Below are 17464 nucleotides of genomic sequence, written 5' to 3'. Positions count from 1 at the left end.
TAAAATGTAAGGAACGGACATATTTTAATGGGATATTTATTATGTTTTACCTAAGGTCAATTGACCTATAGGGATGATCGGGTTAATTTTTTTGAAATATAGTCATTTTTTACTGTTTGTTTTCATGTTGTTTTGCCAATGTTTACATGGTTTTTTCTTAATTTCAGCCTGCACATGTTATCTGAACGGGGACTGTAAAACCAGCATATGGCAGCCCCCATATTGCTTTCCAGATTTTGTGAAGGGACTGCACATTGTCGTTTCCGGAAGCCAGCCCTCTGGTTTCCGGTTTGACCGGGAAAAAAGTGTGGCCGGCCCCGTAGGCCAACGTGCTTGGGTTAGCGGGCATCCGTTGGGGGCAGGGCTGGTACAAAGAGGGAACTGGCCACTGCCCTTCCTTTTACCGGGAAGCTGAAAACAGAGTCGGTTATCCGGACAGGACTGCCATGGAAATTGCTGGTTTTCCCATTGGCAGCGTCCGGTCGGACCTGGGGCACCTTTTCTGAGAGGCAAAGTCCTGATTTTGCTTTTACGGTCCTCCGTTCGCCCCCGGTCCTGCAATTGCCCAAATGATTGATTGTTGAACCACAATAGTTTATAGAATTGGAGAATACTACCAAACTTTACCTTATCCTATGGGACGGTTCCGTCCGGGACCTGCTCAGGTGCTTTCCGGACAGGAAAACCGACCATTTGGCCGCCGGGATCATGCAGAAAAAACTGTTCCGAATCAACGGTCAGCTCCTGATCTGTCTTAAAGTGGACAGGTCGCGTCACTATAGGCCTGTCCTGAAGGAATGGCTGGACAGGGCAGGACAGTATATTTATTTGCTCGACCGTGTTTATGGATGTGGAGAATTGCACATGGAAGACGATTATGTGGGAAATGATATCGGTTGTTTTCCGTTGCCCACCTTTCTGTCCTTCACCTTTCCTGCCCTGACTTCCGGTTTGTTGTACGAAATAATGCTGCATGCCCCGGAAGATTGCCCATTGCCGTTCAAAGGGGAGGTTTACCGTTTTGATTCCAGGTCCTTGTTCTGTTTATATGGTAGGCAGGTCACGGAGCGGGCAGGCTCGGCAGTTAAGGGTGCCTGTAGTAGCAGTTGATGCCTTCGGGTAGCGGGGGAGTTTGGAGGTCCCTGTGGCCTTGATGTAAATCAGGTCCCTGGACATTGTGCCAAGGAATACACTCCCAGTCCACTGCCCGGTGTTCCTCAGCAAAAAAACTGTATTGGCCGAAGGGGCGGTCGGTTTGGGATAACCTGAAAGTTGTGCCTGTTGGGCACAACTTTCAGGTAAAAAATAGGCAAATCCTTACAATAGGGGAATCCTTCAGTGTTTTTTGGGATATACTTTTTCATATTCCTCCAGTTCCGCCGGGCTTTTCTCCTTTAGCTTCCGGGGTGGGAGGTCGGTACGCTGCTCAATGGCCATCGAGGCCTCATCGGTAAAGGAATTGTTGCCCTCCCTGTCCTTTACCAGGTAAAAGGCATCATACAGTTTTCCGGTGGCCGTATGGGCACGGTAGGTCAACTTATTTTCCTTGATGGTGATGTATTGGTAGAGCTGGGTTTCCGAAGCGGCACGGTCCATCCACTTATCGGTGGTCAGCTCGTACATCTTTGGACCACTGACGGAGACCACATATACCGGTCCATTTCCCTTGCCGGACTTCCCGGAGACCCCCGTGGGGAGGTTTTGCCCCCGCCCATAGGTATGGTCATGGCCCTGCAATACCAAATCCACACCGTACGCTTCGAACAAGGGCCGAAAGGCCTCCCTGAACTCCCGGTTGTCCCTTCCCGAACTCGACGAGTAAATGGGATGGTGGAAGGTGATGACCGTCCAGTCCCGGGGATTTTCCTGAAGGACCCTTTCCAGCCATTCCTTTTGCCTGTGAAGTGAGCTGTCGTTCAGTACGATTTCCTGTGAATTGAGCGAAATGATCCTGGCATTGCCATAGTCGGTATAGTAGACCGTTTCCTCGAAGCCTGTTGGGCCGTTGAGGGGAAGGTTGAACTGTTTTCGCCAATGGATGTCCAGCTCAAGCTTTCCTTGTTCGTCCCTGTCATACTCATGGTTTCCAGGGGTGGGGATACTGGGGACCATGGCATGGATAAAGCCACCGGCATGGTTCCATTCGCCCCATTCCGGATCGGAATGTGTCCGGTTGATCAGGTCACCGGCATGGAGCATGAATGCGGCATCGGACATCGAGCTATAGGCCTGCCTGATGACCCTGGACCAGCGGGACTTGAGGTCGTTCTGGGCATCCCCAAAATAGATAAAGGAGAATTCCCCTGGTACTTCGGGGGCCGTTTTGAAGTGGAACCACTCGCTCCAGTGGTTTTCAGAACCTACCCGGTAGGCATATAGCGTTCCGGGCGTCAGGTTATCGAAGGAAACGGTATGGTATAGCGAGCTGTCACCCTGCTGGACCAGCAGCTCCACTGTAGCCGGAAAACTTTTTGCAGGCCCTTCGAGATGGGGAGAGTCGGGAGCCACGGTAAGCTCGGCGACTCCCTGTGGAACCTGTGTGTCGGTCCGCCAGGAAACCGCCTGGCTGTGGCGAGGGTCGCCGTTCCAGGTCAGTACGATCCGGTCCGGAAAAGGGCTGGGGGCAAAATCCTGGGCAGTTAATTGGCCAAGGCCCATTACAAGGGCGAGGATGGTTAGGAGTGGAATTGACTTCATGTTGTTTTATTCAATTATTGATCAGTAGGTTTTAAATCTCAGGCCCACCTGTCCCCATCTACCGTAAACGGCATCGTTTTGTGGACGCCCGTCCCGATAGATGTCCGAAATGGGTTCGTTGGTAAGGTTGTTGACCCCAACAAAAAGGCTCAATCGTTCGGTCAACTGCTGGGAGGCAGAGAAATCCAATTGGTTTCTGCCCTTCTCCTGAAGGTCGTTGTCAGGGTTTTCGGCCAGTTCGGAATTGAAAGTGCCGTAAAAGTACATGGATATCCTGCCGGAAAAACCGAACTTTTCATAGGAAACGGATACATTGCCTACATGGGGACGCATCTCGGGAAGCTTGACGGTTCTTGTAGACTGTGCCCCGGGGATTTCAAATTCACTGTTTACATAGGTGTAGTTGGCGTAGATGCCCAGGCCGTTCCAGATACCTGGGAGGAAGGTGAGCTGCTGCTGCCAGGCAAGCTCGAATCCCCTGGCAACGGCATTGGCACCGTTGACCGTCTGGTTGATCGTATAGCCGTCATAAGTGCCGCCTTCCTGGATGTAGGAGCTTTCGTAGATATAGTCGTTGATGTTCTTTAAAAATACGCCCCCTGACAGGATGCCCACCGATTTGAAATAATGCTCAAAGAGGATATCGAAATTGACGGCAGTGGACTGGGTCAACTCCGGATTGCCCATCTTGACACGGCTTCTACGGGTCTCCACCTCTTCCCAAGGGACCAGGTCATAATAACTGGGCCGGGAAAGGGACCTTGTTACCGCTCCCCTGATATTGGTCCTGCTGCCAATGGCATAACGCAGGTTGATCGATGGGAACCATCCGTCGAAGGTCCGGTCGGTCGATGCCGGGGAGGTGCTCACATAATTGCCCTGGTCATCAAAGTTCACGCGGTTACCCTCATAGTCAAAGCCTGTCTTTTCGTAACGGATCCCTGTTATCACCTGAAGGTCGTCGATATTGAGCTCGGTCATGGCATAGGCGGCGGCAAGGTACTCGGTTCCCTCGAAGGAATCCGGATCCGTGTTCTGCCGGGTATAGGTCTCGTTGTCACTGAACAGCTCGGGGTGCCCGTTGTAGTATTCCTCCATGGCCTCTGCCTCCGGAAAGCGTCCCATATTATAGGCACCCCCATAATGGTCTTCCTTGCTGTAACCGGAAAGATAGTCGCTCAGGACAAATTTCCCCGCGTCCAGGTCATGGAGGAAATAGTTCCTTGACCGGTCGTTATATTTGAGCTTTCCACGTCCGCCAAACTTTACATTTCCCTTGTGCCTTCCCAGTTGGTAGGGTTTGTTGATGTTCAGGGTCAGCTGGCCGTCCCGGTCAATGGATTTGTCGTGGCGGTTGATGTACCTGCCCGTGGTGAATTCATCCGTATCATAGGGATCCGCTTCGCTGAATTCAAATTGCGGGGTAACGGGATCCCGTAGGTCCAGGCCCGCAGAGAGGCCGTTGCGTTCAAATGCTGCACTGTAATAGATGGGCTGGTCGTACTTTCCCTGGGACAGGGTTAGATCGTACTCCAGCTTCATGTCTCCGAAATAGCTTTTGCCTCCCAATGATGCCTGCAAAAGGTTCTTGTGGTAGTCCCGCCAGTTGCCCGATTGGGTGATGCGCAGGTCCTCTACCCGGTCGGCACTGGTGTATTCGCCAATATTGAAGATGCGTTCCAGGCGGTTTTGGATTTCATAGTACAGGTTATAGGAACCGCGGAGGTAAAGCTCGGACCTGTCATTGGGGTAATACTTGAACTCGCCGTTGATGGCCAGGTTGTCACGTTTGATCTCATAACCGTCTAGGTCGAGGTTGCTCAGGTAAGTGGATTCGGTCCCGTTTACGGTATACGTGTCATAATCCTTTTCCACCCGGTCTTCTCCCCGCCAGTTGCGGGCATAACTGGCACCGATAATATAACTGGTCCTGCCCTTTCGCTCCCCAAAGGTCAGCCCTGCATCATAAGTTGCCCTGTTTACCAGGCCGTTGTACCCTCCGGCCAGTTTTGCATCGAACAGCTTTTCGTCCTTGGCGGGGGACTTGGTGATGATGTTTACCGCCCCGCCCGTGCCATCGGCATCCCTGTCCGGGGTCAAGGTCTTGATGACCTCGATGCTCTCAATGGAATTTGCAAGAATGCCGTTCAGGTCGGTGTCCCTTCCTCCCGCACCGGTGGAGGGGAGGCGCGTGCCGTTCAGGGTCATGGAACTGAGGTCCTGGCTCAGGCCACGGATGATGATGTCCCGTGGGATGCCATAACTGTAGCCTACCGCCACGCCGGGAACCCGTTGGAGGGACTCACTGACGGTAAGGTCGGGAAAACGTTCGATCTGCTCCTGGGACATGACATATTTGATGTTCTCGGCATTTTTCATGCTGTTGAGTGCCTTTACTTCCCCACGCCTGATACCCGTAATGGTGACACCTTCCAGCTCGCTGACCGTGGAATGCAACTGGACCTTGATTTCTGCGGTCCCCTCGGGGGAGATGGACACGTTTTTTTCTGTAGGTTCATACCCCATGTAGCTGATCAGCAGGGTTTGCGTACCCGTGGGTACTTCGGGAAAATAGAACTTGCCCAGTTCATTGGTCAAGGTGTATTTATCGGATCCTTTGAACTGGACCGTGGCATGGGGAAGGGGCATGTGGTCGGGAAGTCCCGTGACCGTTCCCTTTAGGCTTCCCGTAGCAGGGAGGGGGGGGCTGTGCCGGACCACGGCAATCTGATCGGAAACCAGCTTGTAACCGAGTCCATTGGGCAGGAGTATCCTGTCAAGCACCTGGGACAGGGGAGTGGCCGATACCGAAAGGGAGATATGCCTTTCAAGGCCGGGCAATTGGTCATTGTAAATAAAGCCGATCTGGTAGTCCCTGTCGATTTTCTCCAGAACGGCCCGCAAGGATTGGTCAGCAACTGAAACGGAAATTTCCCTGTTCAATAGACCGATGGCCCCTGCCTGGGAGGCAAAAGGGTGGAAAAGGAACAAAAACATTGCGCCAACTATCATGGCAATGCCCTTTTTTGTAAATAATTTCATAGTTTTGAGAAAGTTTTGAATTGGAATGATTTGAAACGGTTGCTTTGTACAAAGCGAGGTGCTGGACGTGGTGCGAACATGTCCGGCACCCTTTTTTCATGGGTGTTACATAGGCAATGTGCTTGAGGTTCAACAACTACGGCCATACAGGTGTACTTTTTTTCCATCTATTTTATATTCTATGGCCAGGGTGGTGGCCAGTAGTTCCATCAATGCGGACAGGGACTGTTTTTTTACCCTTCCCGACAATTGGCAGTCCTTGAGCTGTTCATCATGGAAGATGAACCTGACACCGAACCTCCTTTCCAATGTCCCGGCAAGCGTACCCATGGTCATCTGGTCCAAAAAGTACTCCCCGGTCCTCCAGGAACTGTACCTTTCGGCATTCACGGATGCCCTGGACATGGGGGAGTCGTAGCCCTTCAGGACCACCTGTTCGTTCGGGTAGAGGATCATTTCCCTCTTGGACGGGGAGAGTGGTGCTGCGGGAAGCCGTTGGACCAGAACCTTGCCCGTGCTAACCGTAATGGTCGTAGGGTCCCTGTGGTAGGCGGTAATGTTAAAGGAAGTGCCCAGTACGGTGGTCGTCATCGTTGGGGTACTGACCACAAAAGGCCGTGAAACATCGGGCCGGATCTCGAAAAAGGCTTCCCCGACCAAGTTGACCTGCCGTGATCCGGAAGGAAAATGCTTTGGATAACTTACCGTGCTTCCTGCGTTAAGCCATATGGTGGAGCCGTCCTCCAAATGGATCGTTGAGGTCTGTCCATAGGCGGTTGTCTTTTCGACCATCTCCACCGGGGGATTTTTGGGAAGGGAAACAAAAACGATAAAGGAAACAGCCAATGCCAGCAACAATGACGCGGCGATATTGACAATGGGTATTCGGCGCCTGCTGTTACCGGAGACCGGACGGGGCTTTATCCGCCTTTTGACATCCTCTTTATTTCCCATTCGAAGGGTGTCCCACCCAGTGGTCCGCCGGGACTCCATTTCATAGAATTCCTCAACCAGCTTTTTCCGGTTTTCCGATAACCTTCCCTTCAGGTAATTTTCAAATAATTGCTGTTCTTTGCGCTTCATGGTACTTGCCCTGTTCAACTATATAGACCGGTTTGGCAGGCAATGCACTCATGGTGAATGGTGGAATTAACCATTGTTTAACCTGGGTAACCTTACCTTAATACCAGCCATTGAAAATGTGCCAGCACAGGATATGGGGAAGGACCTCACGTAGGTGCTTGATGGCCCTGTACAGTTGGTTTTCCACTGTCCGGTGGCTGAGCATTAGTTTTTTGGCAATTTCGCCATTGGACATGTTGTTGAACCTGCTGAGCACAAAGATTTCCCTGCACCTTTTGGGCAGGTGTTCCAAAGAGGCCAAAACCTCGCTTTCCAGCTCCTTTGCATCCATTTCATCTTCGGTATGGTAGAGCAGTTCCAATGTTGAAATGGTGTTGAGGTGCCGTGCCTCCAGTTTTTGTTTGGCAAGGAACTTAAGGGCACCATTGCGGGCGCTCGTTTGCAGGTAGCTGTTGAAGTGGCTGATCTGGATGGTGTCGCGGTTCTGCCATATTTTCAAAAAAACATCCTGGACGATGTCCTCGCAGGTCGCAGGGTCACGTAGCAGACTGAAGGACCTAAGGTACAGCACTTCCCAATGCCTGTTGAACAGCTCGTCAAAGGCAAGGGTGTTCCCCTCTTTTACAAGGAGTAGCAGTTCCTGGTCTGAACAATGGTCAAGGGTCATGGGTGGGGATTTTATATTTTCAAATAAAGCCCATAATCATGAAAAACACGTACCTATGACAGTTAAGTATTTATTAAAGATTCCATTCTTGGGAGATAGCCGGTGCAGAACAGGTCCGTACCATGGTACCGGATCCTATAATTTATTGGCCCCAGCAACATAAACAACCTATTGCCATTGTTGCTGTTGGTTTATTTGGCCACTGGTGCATTTGCGGATATACATAATATGGTCTTTGTGAATTCCCGGCCACAACCTTGAAAGTTACTACCGGAAAACAGGAACGGTTCAAGGGGGGGCTTTTCTCGTGACCAGGGATCTTAAGTTGTTGCAGTTTGGCGGGATATCTTTATATTTACTTACTAAATCGATAAACCTATGAACAGACCTATTCTATTTTTATGCCTTGCCCTGCTGTGTGCTTGCGGGGGAACCAAGCAGGAAGAAGCTTCCCATCAGCCTGTTTCCATCCAAAACCCCATCATCCGCGGGGAGTTTCCCGACCCTTCGGTGATCGAAGTGGACGGGACCTATTATGCCTGTGGCACCTCCAATGACTGGGCGCCGATCTATCCCATTTATTCCTCTACCGACCTTGAAACTTGGCAGTTTGAAAGTTATGTGTTCATGGAGGCACCCGATTGGACGATGGGGAGCTTTTGGGCTCCGGAGCTGTTTTATCTTGACGGGAAGTTTTTCTGTTATTATACCGCGCGCCGAAAGGACGGCATCTCCTGCATCGGCGTGGCCAGTACCGCTGATATCAGCAAGGGCTTTACCGACCATGGCGAGCTGATCGAATGGGGCTCGGAAAGCATCGATGCCTATGTGTTTGACCAGAAGGGACAGCTTTATATTACTTGGAAGGCCTACGGGCTCAATCCCGATAAGCCTATCCAGCTGCTGGGATCCAAGCTTTCCGGGGATGGCCTGTCGCTTGAAGGGGAGGCTTTTCCCGTGGTGACCGCCGAAACGGACAACTGGGAGCGTGGCGGGATCGAAGGGCAGTCCATTGTACGGCACGGGGAGTACCTGTACTTGCTTTACTCGGGTGCGGCCTGTTGTGGTGGTGGCTGCGACTACAAGGTCGGCGTGGCCAGGGCAAAGCAGATGGAAGGGCCTTGGGAAAAATATAGCGGAAACCCCATTTTGACCGATTTTGGCAACTGGAAATGCCCGGGACACGGCACACCTGTTTCCACAGGCAGTGACCGTTGGTATTACCTCTTCCATGCCTATGCCAAGGAGGGCTTTCCGTATATGGGCAGGTCGGCATTGCTCAGCCCGTTTTATTGGGACGAAAAGACGGGTTGGCCATATTTTAAGACGGTGGACCTGATGGCGGACAGTACTGGTGGTGTCTCCCCACTTTCCATTGACGATGACTTTGATGGGGATCAGCTCAAGGGTTGGTGGCGCTGGGACCTGGCCAGTAACGAACCCTCCACAAGGGTGGAGGATGGACAGTTGCAGTTGTCGGGCAGCCTGAAGCAGGAGGCCTGGGCCACGGCACTTTGTGTGGTGCCCGAAAAGCCGGCCTATCAAGTGGTGGCGGAATTGCCCAACGAGGACGATCACCTCAAAGGGCTGATGCTATACGGTACCCATGCCAATATGCTCGGAGCGGGGTTGAAAGACGGCAAACTGGCGGTTTTTGAGGTCAGGGACGGAAAATATACCGCACTGGGAAAAGGTGTGACAGTGGAGCGTGAACAGATCGCCCTCAAAGCACAGGTAGAAAACGGCCATGAAGTACGTTTTGCCTATCAAAGAGAAGATGGTGAATGGCAACAGCTGTCGGTGGACGGAACAGGAAGTGACCTGCTTAAGGGAGAATTTCTGGAGTTCTGGCAGTGGGGCGTAAAACCCGGGCTTTTCGTCGAAGGAGATGGTAATGCGGTGTTTGATTCCTTTTCATTGGCTTACTAACTTGAATTCGATTCTGAAACCGAAACCAATCCGTCAATGCGATGGACGGAGGGAAGAAGCCATCTGTTTTTAAAATATAGGATGCCTTTCCCAATATATTCCGGTACGGGCCCTCTAATCTTTATCATAAATGTTAAACGAAACAGTTCCCCCTTTTAGGGGGCTAGGGGGTAATATAGAAACTATTCCTCGAAAACATTGTTGCCTGCCTGCACAAAAAAACCGGATCACCTTTCCCAAATCCCTTTTCAAACAGTTATTAGCGATGTTGGATTGTAGCAGAAACGGGACGTTTCAGGGAAAGGTGAGCCGGTCAGGCTGTGGTTTATGTATAGTGGTTAGTTGGTTGTGCTTTTATTGGCCTTTGCCATTTACCATTACCTTGACGGTTTGGTAGATGATGAACATATCGGTCTTCAGGCTGGGACCAGTAAGGTAAAGCAGGTCGTATTTCATCCGTTCGACCATTTCCTGCACGGTCTCGGCATAGCCATAATATACCTGGCCGATGGAAGTAATCCCGGGTTTGATGCCCTGTAGTTTCTTATAACTGGGAGACACACTGACAATCTGGTTGATAAAGTGCTCCCTTTCCGGTCTTGGCCCCACGATGGACATGTCACCTTTCAGTACATTGAAGAACTGGGGGATTTCGTCCAAGTGGGTCTTGCGCATGAAACTGCCCCATTTGGTGACCCTGGGATCGTTGCCGCTTGTGAGCTGAGGACCGTTTTTCTCGGCATCGATATACATGCTCCTGAACTTATATATCTCAAAAGGAGTCCCGTTTTCACCGATACGTTCCTGTTTATAGAAGACCGGTCCTTTGGAAGTCAGTTTGGTGATGGCCATCAGGGCCACATATACCGGAGCACCCAAGATCAGTACCATGGCAGAAAAGAAGATGTCAAACATCCTTTTCATGATCTTGGTAGTGCTGTCCATCTGCATGTGCAGGATACCGTTTTGGAGACGGTCCCTGGAGATCATGTCCGAAAGGGTGAAAAGATCGGGTATCGCTGCCGTCGTGGTCAGCGTCCTGTTATAAATGATTTCTTGATTATGGTTAGCCATCTTGTTGGTTGTTTAGTCAGTAAATCAGTAAAATAAACCTGACTAACATAAGCCAACATATATGCCAAGGGGTGGATTGCCCCAAAAAAGCCTTTAAAAGGCTCTAAATGCTGATTTTGTGGTGGTTTTATGGGGAAGGCTTACTCACTGTGTGGAATGCCAAAAGTGCTTGTGCATGGAGAAAAATTTGTTAAAAGATGTTGGCAACCGCTTGTGCGCCAGGCCTATTTTATAACCGCTCCATTTGGCGAAAAGGGAAGCGATGGATTTGGGAAGTGCCTTGGGGTCATGCTCCAGGACATGGCCTATTTCCGATCGAAGGTATTCCATTCCACGGCCTTCGGCGCGACCAAAATGGTCAAAGATCCAAGCACTGTCCGCATGGAAGACCCCGATATCGAAATACCGTTTAAATTCTTCCCTTACCGTATAATCATGGGAATGGTGGACCTGTGCAGTGGCGATATAGGCCATCTCCCATCCTTTTAGCAACATTTTCCCTGCTATATAGGCATCCTCGCCGAGGATAAGCCCCTTTGGGAATCCCCCGGCATCGAAAAAGGCTGTTTTGCGATAGGCAGCAAAGGAATTGGAACAGGAAATCGTCTTGATGCCATACCGGTGCCGCTCTTCCAGGCTGCGCGTCTCGCTCTTTTTGGGATAATTGAACAACCGGGCATGGGATTCCAGGGTGGTCGCACCATGGTGGGGGAGCTGTCGGCCATAGGCCATGCCGAGTTCGGGGTGGTTTTCCAGGGCGGCCACCAGCACCGATAGGGCATAGGGGCCTGCGGGGATGGCATCTTGGGTCAAGAATATAAACACATCTGCATCCGGAAATTTCTCCACGGCCATTTGGCGGGTTCCTCCATGGTCAAAGTCCTTTTTATCGATGGAGATCACTTCATAATCCCTCAACAGTGGATCGTCCAAGGTGCCATCGGTGGATCCTGAGTCGATGATCACCTTTCGGTGCAAGGGAAGGTCTTGGGCAGCAAGCTGCTCCAATGTTTCGTGCCATTTTTCACCGGCATTGAGCGTAGGGATAAAAAGATTGGTTTTCATGCAGGGTTAGATTATAGGTTGCTGGTGGCTACTTTTACCTCGCCAAAATCAGTGGTGCCACGGATGATTTTTTCGGCATTCAGTCGGGCAGTGCCCTTGCCTTCAAAAAAAATCACGGGAAATTCCTCCTTGCCGGTATGTTCGTTCCCAGCAAGCTGGAGGTTTTGCGGGTTTTTGCTTCTCAGGGTAAAGTAATGCCTGCCCGTTTCCATGGCCGTGAGCTTGTTGCCCTCTATGCGTAGGTTGGCCGCCCCTTGGTCGATGATGCAGGTGTTGGCCGCCCGGACCGTGTTTTCTTTGACCAGGACGTCCTTGGCGGAGGCGTGGATGGTCAGGGCGGGGGCACGGTGGCTGAGGATGTGGTTGTCGGCGATGCGGATACCATCTGCTTTTACCAGTAGCATCGCCGGGTTTTTTCCCTCATTGATGATGCGATTGCCCTGGAGCTGGATGTTTCCCTGAAGGTTGATGTTGAGGGATGCATTGCCCAACTCGTTTTTATGGACCAAAAGCGAATCGGTCCGTATGCCGTTGGGAAGGTGGAGGGTGGCCAGCTGGTTGTTTTCCATAAGGATATACCGGGCATGCACATTATTGATAAAGGTGACGTTGGAGAATACATTGGACAGCATGTCAAGGTGCCGAAGGCTGCCGACCAGCTCCACTTGGTTGTCGCCCACATTGTCCTTGACCAGGATCTCGCCGCAGTCTTCCATGTATATGGCCGGACGGTTGTTTCCTTTGGCCCGGTTGGCGATCACCTCAACAGCGGATACATTGACCAGCGTGGCAATGCCCGATCCGTCAGGGGTGGACTTTCCGTCCACATACCCATTGTCCTTGCTGTCGTTGTTGATGATGGACGCATGGATGGCCAGTGGGCCTTTGGAGCTAGGGTTGTTGATATCGACTGCATCACTGGCGTTGTCGTGGAGGATATTGTTTTCAAACCGGTAGTCCTTTTCCACTCCTGTAGTACCGAAAGCAACCTGGATGCCGCTCATGCCATTTTCGCTGATGGTGGAGTTGAGCACCTGCACATCAGGGCTGGAATGGATGAACACCCCGTTCTCCCCGTTTTTGCGGATGGTGACCGCTTGGACCAGAATGCTTTTGCTTTCCAGGATCCTGATGCCGGTCCCGGGTTGGTAGCTGTCGGTATGCAGCCGATCGGTGCCAAAGCCCGTCACCGTGGTCTTCTCAATGGTAATGTCGGCGCACTTGTACAGCAATATGCCGGAAAATGAGCGGAGCTTGGTGCTGTCGCCCCCGAAATGGGAATCATAAATGGTGACATTACGGCTGCCGCTCAGGTAAATGGCCTCATGGAGGGCCTGGCCATTAAGGGAAATGGAGACGTTCGAGATGTCCTTGCCGCGGAAAAGGGGAGCAGTGGAATTCTGATGCCCCTTGGTAAATTCCTGTGTACTGTCCAATTGCTGGACCAAGGTACCTTCTGCCTTGATGTGCACGCCAGACCTTAGTCCCAATGTCCGTACCTTGTAGGTGCCTTGGGGAATCCAGACCGTGTCTCCGGCACTGGCCATTCCGATGGTTCGTTGGATGGCCTCGGTATCATCGGCCTTACCGTCCCCCTGGGCTTGGTGGTCCTTGACGTTCCACATTACCGTCTTCGATGGCTCCAGGGAAGTGTCCTGGCCGGAAGCACTCCAAGCGAACAGCAAAACCAGCAGCAGGGCCCGGGCCAAGTTGTGTGCTATGTTGTTAATTTCTGTCTTTTGTGGCATGGTAAATACTTTTCAGTACGCGTTGGTTTTTGCGGTTGGTAGGTGATAATTGGCACTTGTGCCGTGACTGTTTTTTTGCCCATAAACCGCTCTGTTTGTCAAGGGCTCTTCTCTTTATCATTCAGGTGGCCATCTTCCGGTTTATTTATGAAAGTATCAGCTCCCAGGTTTGTGCTGCCGTACGGCTCCAGGGGAATTGCCGCGCCCGTTGAAGTCCCCGCTCGACAAGCCCTTCGTACATGCCCTGGTCGCCAACAAGCCGCTCGATACTTCGCTGGATGTCCAGGATATCGGAAGGATCGGCGCATAGCGCGGCACCACCTGAGATTTCCGGTAGGCTGCTCTCCGTAGAGGTGAGCACAGGTGTTCCTGATGCCATCGACTCCAGAACCGGCAATCCAAAACCTTCCATTTTGGAAACAAACAGCGTGGCATGGGCGCCCTTGTAAACCTTCGGTAGGTCTTCCTCTGGAATATACCCCAAAAACTGCACCCTTTTTTCAATACCCAGTTCCCGGATCAGCCCATCGAGCTGGGGATCGGTCTTTCCGCTCAGCGCAAGGACAAAGTCATCCGGAATTTGTGCGCGGGCAAAGGCCTTCACCATGGCGGGGAGGTTTTTGTTGGCCCGACGGTTGCCGATGTACAGGAAATAGGGACGGTCAAGGGACATGGCATCTTGATTGGACAGAAAATGATCGTCCACCCCGTTGTAGATGACCGTGACCTGGTTTTCGGGAATGCCCAACAGCGTGACCAGCTGGGCCTTACTGAAATGGGAAACGGTGATGATCTGTTTGGCACGCTTGGCAAGCCGAGCGATTACCTGCTGGTAATATATCCGGTGCATGGGCGAATAATAAAACAGGTGCATCAGGTCGTGCACGGTGAAAACATAGGGCATTTTCGAATATAACGGGGGCATAAACGAGGGACTGTAGAAAATTTCCCCATCTGACCTGGCAATGTCCTTGGCAAGCGCAATAGGGCTGAACATACTGCCCAGGCCTGCATTGGTCTGTACATAGTGACGGTCCACCTGTGGGGGCGCAGCCTGCATGACTTCCCGGTATAGCCTTCCGATCCCTGTATCCCCAGCCCAGCGGCCGTCAATCAATACTTTTCTTTTTTGTTCCATAACCCAATGTTTACATCGCTAAAGGGGAGATTGTCCCGGCATGTGCCCAATGGCACCAGCAGGACAAGGTACATCACGATATCATTATCGTATCCCGAGTAAAGGATGCACATGATGGCAAGTAATGGCAAAAAGCATGCTATCCAGAAATGGATGTGGGGATTTATGATAAAACAAGACCGGGCATAACCTGCCAAAAACAGGACAAACGATGCCAGCCCGATGATGCCCAGTTCCAGATAGCAGGACATAAAGGTGTTGTGGATGTGGGGCTCGCCATGGTAAAATTGTGCATACCGGTTCAGGAAGGCAGGGGCCTTCATAAAGCCGTTGCCCCAGATCGAAATATCGCCAATATGGGCAAAGAATGCCTGCCAATAAACCAAGCGCACGCCCATGCCGTCATTGGAGGCTGTCAGCTGGTCCACGCGGATGACCTTTTCGAGGACAATGGGCACCAAGATGGCCAAGCCAACCAACATGACGATCCGGTATTTTTTGGAGAGCACTGTCCATAGCAGGTAGCCACAGCCGATCAGCAGGGCCACGATAGGCGTTCTGGAGAGGGACAGGTAGGCAAGTAGGAAAATGTAGATGATTCGCCAGAGGGCAATCCGTCGGTAACGGATGACGGGTATCAGGAGGTACAGGAATCCCAACAGGGCAATGCGGGCACCAAGCATGTTCTTGTCGGCCAATCCCCAAAAGTACAGTTGCGGATCATAGAGCATACTGGCCTGCCCAGACGAACTGCTACCGGTAATCAACCGGAAATGTAGGGCCTCGTGGTAGATCAGCAACTGTAACAGCAGCAGGGCAAATACCACGTGCAAGGTGATGTCCAACAGGTAGAGCAGATTTTGGTTGTTTCGCTGCGCAAGCCAGTTGAACGAGCAATATAAAAAGGCAAAGTTGATGATCAATTTGATGATCCCAGTGACCAGGACGGCCTGTCCTTCATACACCTGAAAGAAGCTGATCAGTGCATAAAGGGTGAACACCCCAAGGCCGATCACCCAGGGAGCCAAATACTTTTTGCCGGATTCGTAATAGGAAAATGCTGCGGAGGCCAAGAACAGGGCCGGATAGACCTTGACCGGCAGGCAAGTAGCCGCAATGGCCATGCAGAACACCAACTCGGAAAGTTGGATGTCCTTCCATTCCAGGACGGGCAGGGGCAGGGCACTGTTTTGTTGCTGTAGGGTCGTGGACATCAGGCGATGGAGGTTACAGGATGATTTTTTAAGGTCTCTTCCAGCACGGACCGATAGGCATATACCATTCTTTCCCGGTCCAGGATCGGGGCCACTGAAGACCTGGCCTGGGCACTCAGTTGACCATAGTAGGCCGGAGATTCCTGAAGCTTTTTCAGTGCTTTCCCAAGTGAGCCTGGGCGTTCAGCATAACAAAAAAGGCCGTTTACGCCGTCCTGAACAGTCTCTTTCAGCCCGCCGGAGTGATTGGCGATGACGGGAAGGTGATGGGCGAGTGCCTCGATGGCCACCATGCCCAGCGGTTCTTCCCACAGGGAGGGCACCACCAGCACATCGATTTGGGCGAACAGGTCTGCAGGTTTTGAATAGCCCATAAAGGTAATGTTGTCATTTCCGGACCCCATGGCAGTGAGGTGCGCCTCGTAGGTATCCTTGCCCTTGCCGGCAATGTAGAGTTCAACAGGGAAATCGGCCTCCTTGACCGTATCGATCAGCCATTCTACCCCCTTTATCTTCGACAAAGTTCCCAAATATCCCACACGCAGTGGGCTGCCCGTCTCCTTGGTCCTGGGACTTCCGGGATCTGGGATGTGACGGGTGTTGTAGATGACATGTCCCTTGGCGTTGGGGAAATATCCTTCATCGGTAAATCGTGACAGGATACTTTGGCTGATCCCCACTACCGTACTGACCTGTGCGGATTTTCGCTGGTGGTGAAGTCTGAGTAGCTTACATTCCATACAAATGCCTTTGCAGGCCGTGTCGTTCCTGAACATATTGCTGTTGGCGCAAAGCAGGTAAAGGTCGTGCAGGACTTGTACAATGGGAATGCCCTTGGCGTGAACCTCCTCCCAGACCGCAATCGACCAGCCGGCAAGGTTATGGCAGGAAACAAGATCAGGTTTTTCCTTTTCCAAGACCTCTTGGACGAAGGCGGCCATATCCCGGTTTTCGCGGTCCTTGACGTGCCAAAGCAACCGTTGGTAGGCAGGGGGCTGGGAGGTGTCATATGGCCAATACCTGTTTTTGAGGCCGGCGCGATAGACTGTTACGCCATCCACGGTGGAAGAGCGCAGGCCGCCGTCAGGTGCCATCGACAATACGGCTACATCAAAACCCTTGGACTGCATGCCTTCCACGATGAGTTTGAGCGAAAGTTCGGCCCCACCTCGGATGTCAGGGGCGTATAGTGAATTGATGTAGAGTATTTTCATAGGATTTGGTCTTAGGCCTTTTCCCCTCGGAAAAAAGGAACTTTCTGTTTAACCCAGAATATCAATGTCGTTTAGTTAGCGTGTATCTGGAAATATTGGTTTAATTATTTTTCTTGTTAAATTCCAAGATGGTTTTCATCTCTTTACCTTTGTTACTTTTTTGCTTCAGGTCAAAAAAGTAACCAAAAAACCCCGCCGCTACGCCACGGCGCACAGGTGTGCATCGATTGGCCTAAAATTAAAACCTTACCTCATGCAGGCAAACTCCTCCTTTTCTAGCTGCCAATATTCTTTTTGGCTAGTATTTCGTCAAACAAGCCTGCCTTTTTGCCCGCCCGCTTTTTAATTTCTTAACGCCCAATACCTGCAAGGCGGATCCATTTTATACATGTTTAAATAAGGCCATCGATTAAAACCATAATTTTCTCAATGGACGATCCGTATTGGAAAATCTCTTTAACTAAACGACATTGCTCGGAATATGCTTTAGCCTATCTGTTGCGACCTGATCCGCCGCGGCGGACAAAATCAGTCGTTTCACTTTAGTTTTCGGCATTACCGTAGCGGTGCTACGCTAATGCCTCCAAACTAAC

At 51.4% G+C, this 17464-nt stretch carries 13 protein-coding genes; 2 read left to right on the top strand and 11 right to left on the bottom strand.

Annotated elements, in window-relative coordinates; genetic code table 11:
• Positions 1-338: 338 nt before the first annotated feature.
• Positions 339-569: a hypothetical protein gene (locus FDP09_RS21330; RefSeq protein WP_137404529.1), complete on the bottom strand. Its 231-nt coding sequence runs from the start codon at positions 567-569 to the stop codon at positions 339-341.
• A 34-nt stretch (positions 570-603) separates the two neighbouring features.
• Between FDP09_RS21330 and FDP09_RS21325 the strand changes: the two genes are divergently transcribed.
• Positions 604-1110 (top strand): hypothetical protein, encoded by a 507-nt coding sequence (locus tag FDP09_RS21325; protein WP_137404528.1) that lies wholly within the window; start codon positions 604-606, stop codon positions 1108-1110.
• Between the two features lie 225 nt (positions 1111-1335).
• On the opposite strand, the gene FDP09_RS21320 is transcribed toward FDP09_RS21325, so the two are convergent.
• From FDP09_RS21320 to FDP09_RS21305, 4 genes are all read right to left on the bottom strand, one after another.
• Entirely contained in the window at positions 1336-2697 is a 1362-nt protein-coding gene (locus tag FDP09_RS21320) for a purple acid phosphatase family protein (protein ID WP_137404527.1), read from the bottom strand.
• 21 nt (positions 2698-2718) lie between these two features.
• Positions 2719-5739, bottom strand: a complete 3021-nt coding sequence (locus tag FDP09_RS21315; RefSeq protein ID WP_137404526.1) for a TonB-dependent receptor — start codon at positions 5737-5739, stop codon at positions 2719-2721.
• 129 nt (positions 5740-5868) lie between these two features.
• The gene (locus FDP09_RS21310) at positions 5869-6822 is read right to left on the bottom strand and encodes a FecR family protein (RefSeq protein ID WP_137404525.1); all 954 of its coding nucleotides are present in this window, start codon (positions 6820-6822) and stop codon (positions 5869-5871) included.
• A 97-nt stretch (positions 6823-6919) separates the two neighbouring features.
• Entirely contained in the window at positions 6920-7489 is a 570-nt protein-coding gene (locus FDP09_RS21305; protein ID WP_137404524.1) for an RNA polymerase sigma-70 factor, read from the bottom strand.
• Positions 7490-7867: 378 nt separating this feature from the next.
• Here FDP09_RS21305 and FDP09_RS21300 point away from each other — a divergent pair, with 378 nt between their 5' ends.
• Entirely contained in the window at positions 7868-9418 is a 1551-nt protein-coding gene (locus FDP09_RS21300) for a family 43 glycosylhydrolase (protein ID WP_137404523.1), read from the top strand.
• 354 nt (positions 9419-9772) lie between these two features.
• Here FDP09_RS21300 and FDP09_RS21295 read toward each other — a convergent pair whose 3' ends face one another.
• The 6 genes from FDP09_RS21295 to FDP09_RS21270 form a co-directional block, all read right to left on the bottom strand.
• Entirely contained in the window at positions 9773-10492 is a 720-nt protein-coding gene (locus FDP09_RS21295; RefSeq protein WP_137404522.1) for a sugar transferase, read from the bottom strand.
• A 144-nt stretch (positions 10493-10636) separates the two neighbouring features.
• Entirely contained in the window at positions 10637-11557 is a 921-nt protein-coding gene (locus tag FDP09_RS21290) for a glycosyltransferase (protein WP_137404521.1), read from the bottom strand.
• An 11-nt stretch (positions 11558-11568) separates the two neighbouring features.
• Positions 11569-13305, bottom strand: coding sequence for a right-handed parallel beta-helix repeat-containing protein (locus FDP09_RS21285; RefSeq protein ID WP_229683315.1), 1737 nt, complete (start codon positions 13303-13305; stop codon positions 11569-11571).
• Positions 13306-13450: 145 nt separating this feature from the next.
• Positions 13451-14443 carry a glycosyltransferase family 4 protein gene (locus tag FDP09_RS21280; RefSeq protein WP_137404520.1) on the bottom strand — a complete coding sequence of 331 codons (993 nt, stop codon included), beginning with the start codon at positions 14441-14443 and terminating at the stop codon, positions 13451-13453.
• Complete coding sequence (locus tag FDP09_RS21275; RefSeq protein ID WP_137404519.1) at positions 14419-15657, bottom strand: O-antigen ligase family protein; 1239 nt, start codon at positions 15655-15657, stop codon at positions 14419-14421. The genes FDP09_RS21280 and FDP09_RS21275 overlap by 25 nt, the downstream gene beginning before the upstream one ends.
• On the bottom strand, positions 15657-16871 hold the full coding sequence (locus tag FDP09_RS21270; RefSeq protein ID WP_137404518.1) for a glycosyltransferase family 4 protein: 1215 nt from the start codon (positions 16869-16871) through the stop codon (positions 15657-15659). Before FDP09_RS21270 ends, FDP09_RS21275 begins: the two co-directional genes overlap by 1 nt.
• Positions 16872-17464: the final 593 nt, after the last annotated feature.

This window comes from Echinicola rosea (genome assembly GCF_005281475.1).
In the GTDB taxonomy this organism is placed as follows: Bacteria; Bacteroidota; Bacteroidia; order Cytophagales; family Cyclobacteriaceae; genus Echinicola; species Echinicola rosea.
This window is presented reverse-complemented; position numbering and strand designations above follow the sequence as displayed.

Coding starts and splice junctions, on each gene's coding strand:
- FDP09_RS21295 (WP_137404522.1), bottom strand. CDS start 10,492: ATGGCTAACCATAATCAAGAAATCATTTATAACAGGACGCTGACCACG.
- FDP09_RS21300 (WP_137404523.1), top strand. CDS start 7,868: ATGAACAGACCTATTCTATTTTTATGCCTTGCCCTGCTGTGTGCTTGC.
- FDP09_RS21290 (WP_137404521.1), bottom strand. CDS start 11,557: ATGAAAACCAATCTTTTTATCCCTACGCTCAATGCCGGTGAAAAATGG.
- FDP09_RS21275 (WP_137404519.1), bottom strand. CDS start 15,657: ATGTCCACGACCCTACAGCAACAAAACAGTGCCCTGCCCCTGCCCGTC.
- FDP09_RS21305 (WP_137404524.1), bottom strand. CDS start 7,489: ATGACCCTTGACCATTGTTCAGACCAGGAACTGCTACTCCTTGTAAAA.
- FDP09_RS21270 (WP_137404518.1), bottom strand. CDS start 16,871: ATGAAAATACTCTACATCAATTCACTATACGCCCCTGACATCCGAGGT.
- FDP09_RS21285 (WP_229683315.1), bottom strand. CDS start 13,305: ATGCCACAAAAGACAGAAATTAACAACATAGCACACAACTTGGCCCGG.
- FDP09_RS21310 (WP_137404525.1), bottom strand. CDS start 6,822: ATGAAGCGCAAAGAACAGCAATTATTTGAAAATTACCTGAAGGGAAGG.
- FDP09_RS21280 (WP_137404520.1), bottom strand. CDS start 14,443: ATGGAACAAAAAAGAAAAGTATTGATTGACGGCCGCTGGGCTGGGGAT.
- FDP09_RS21320 (WP_137404527.1), bottom strand. CDS start 2,697: ATGAAGTCAATTCCACTCCTAACCATCCTCGCCCTTGTAATGGGCCTT.
- FDP09_RS21315 (WP_137404526.1), bottom strand. CDS start 5,739: ATGAAATTATTTACAAAAAAGGGCATTGCCATGATAGTTGGCGCAATG.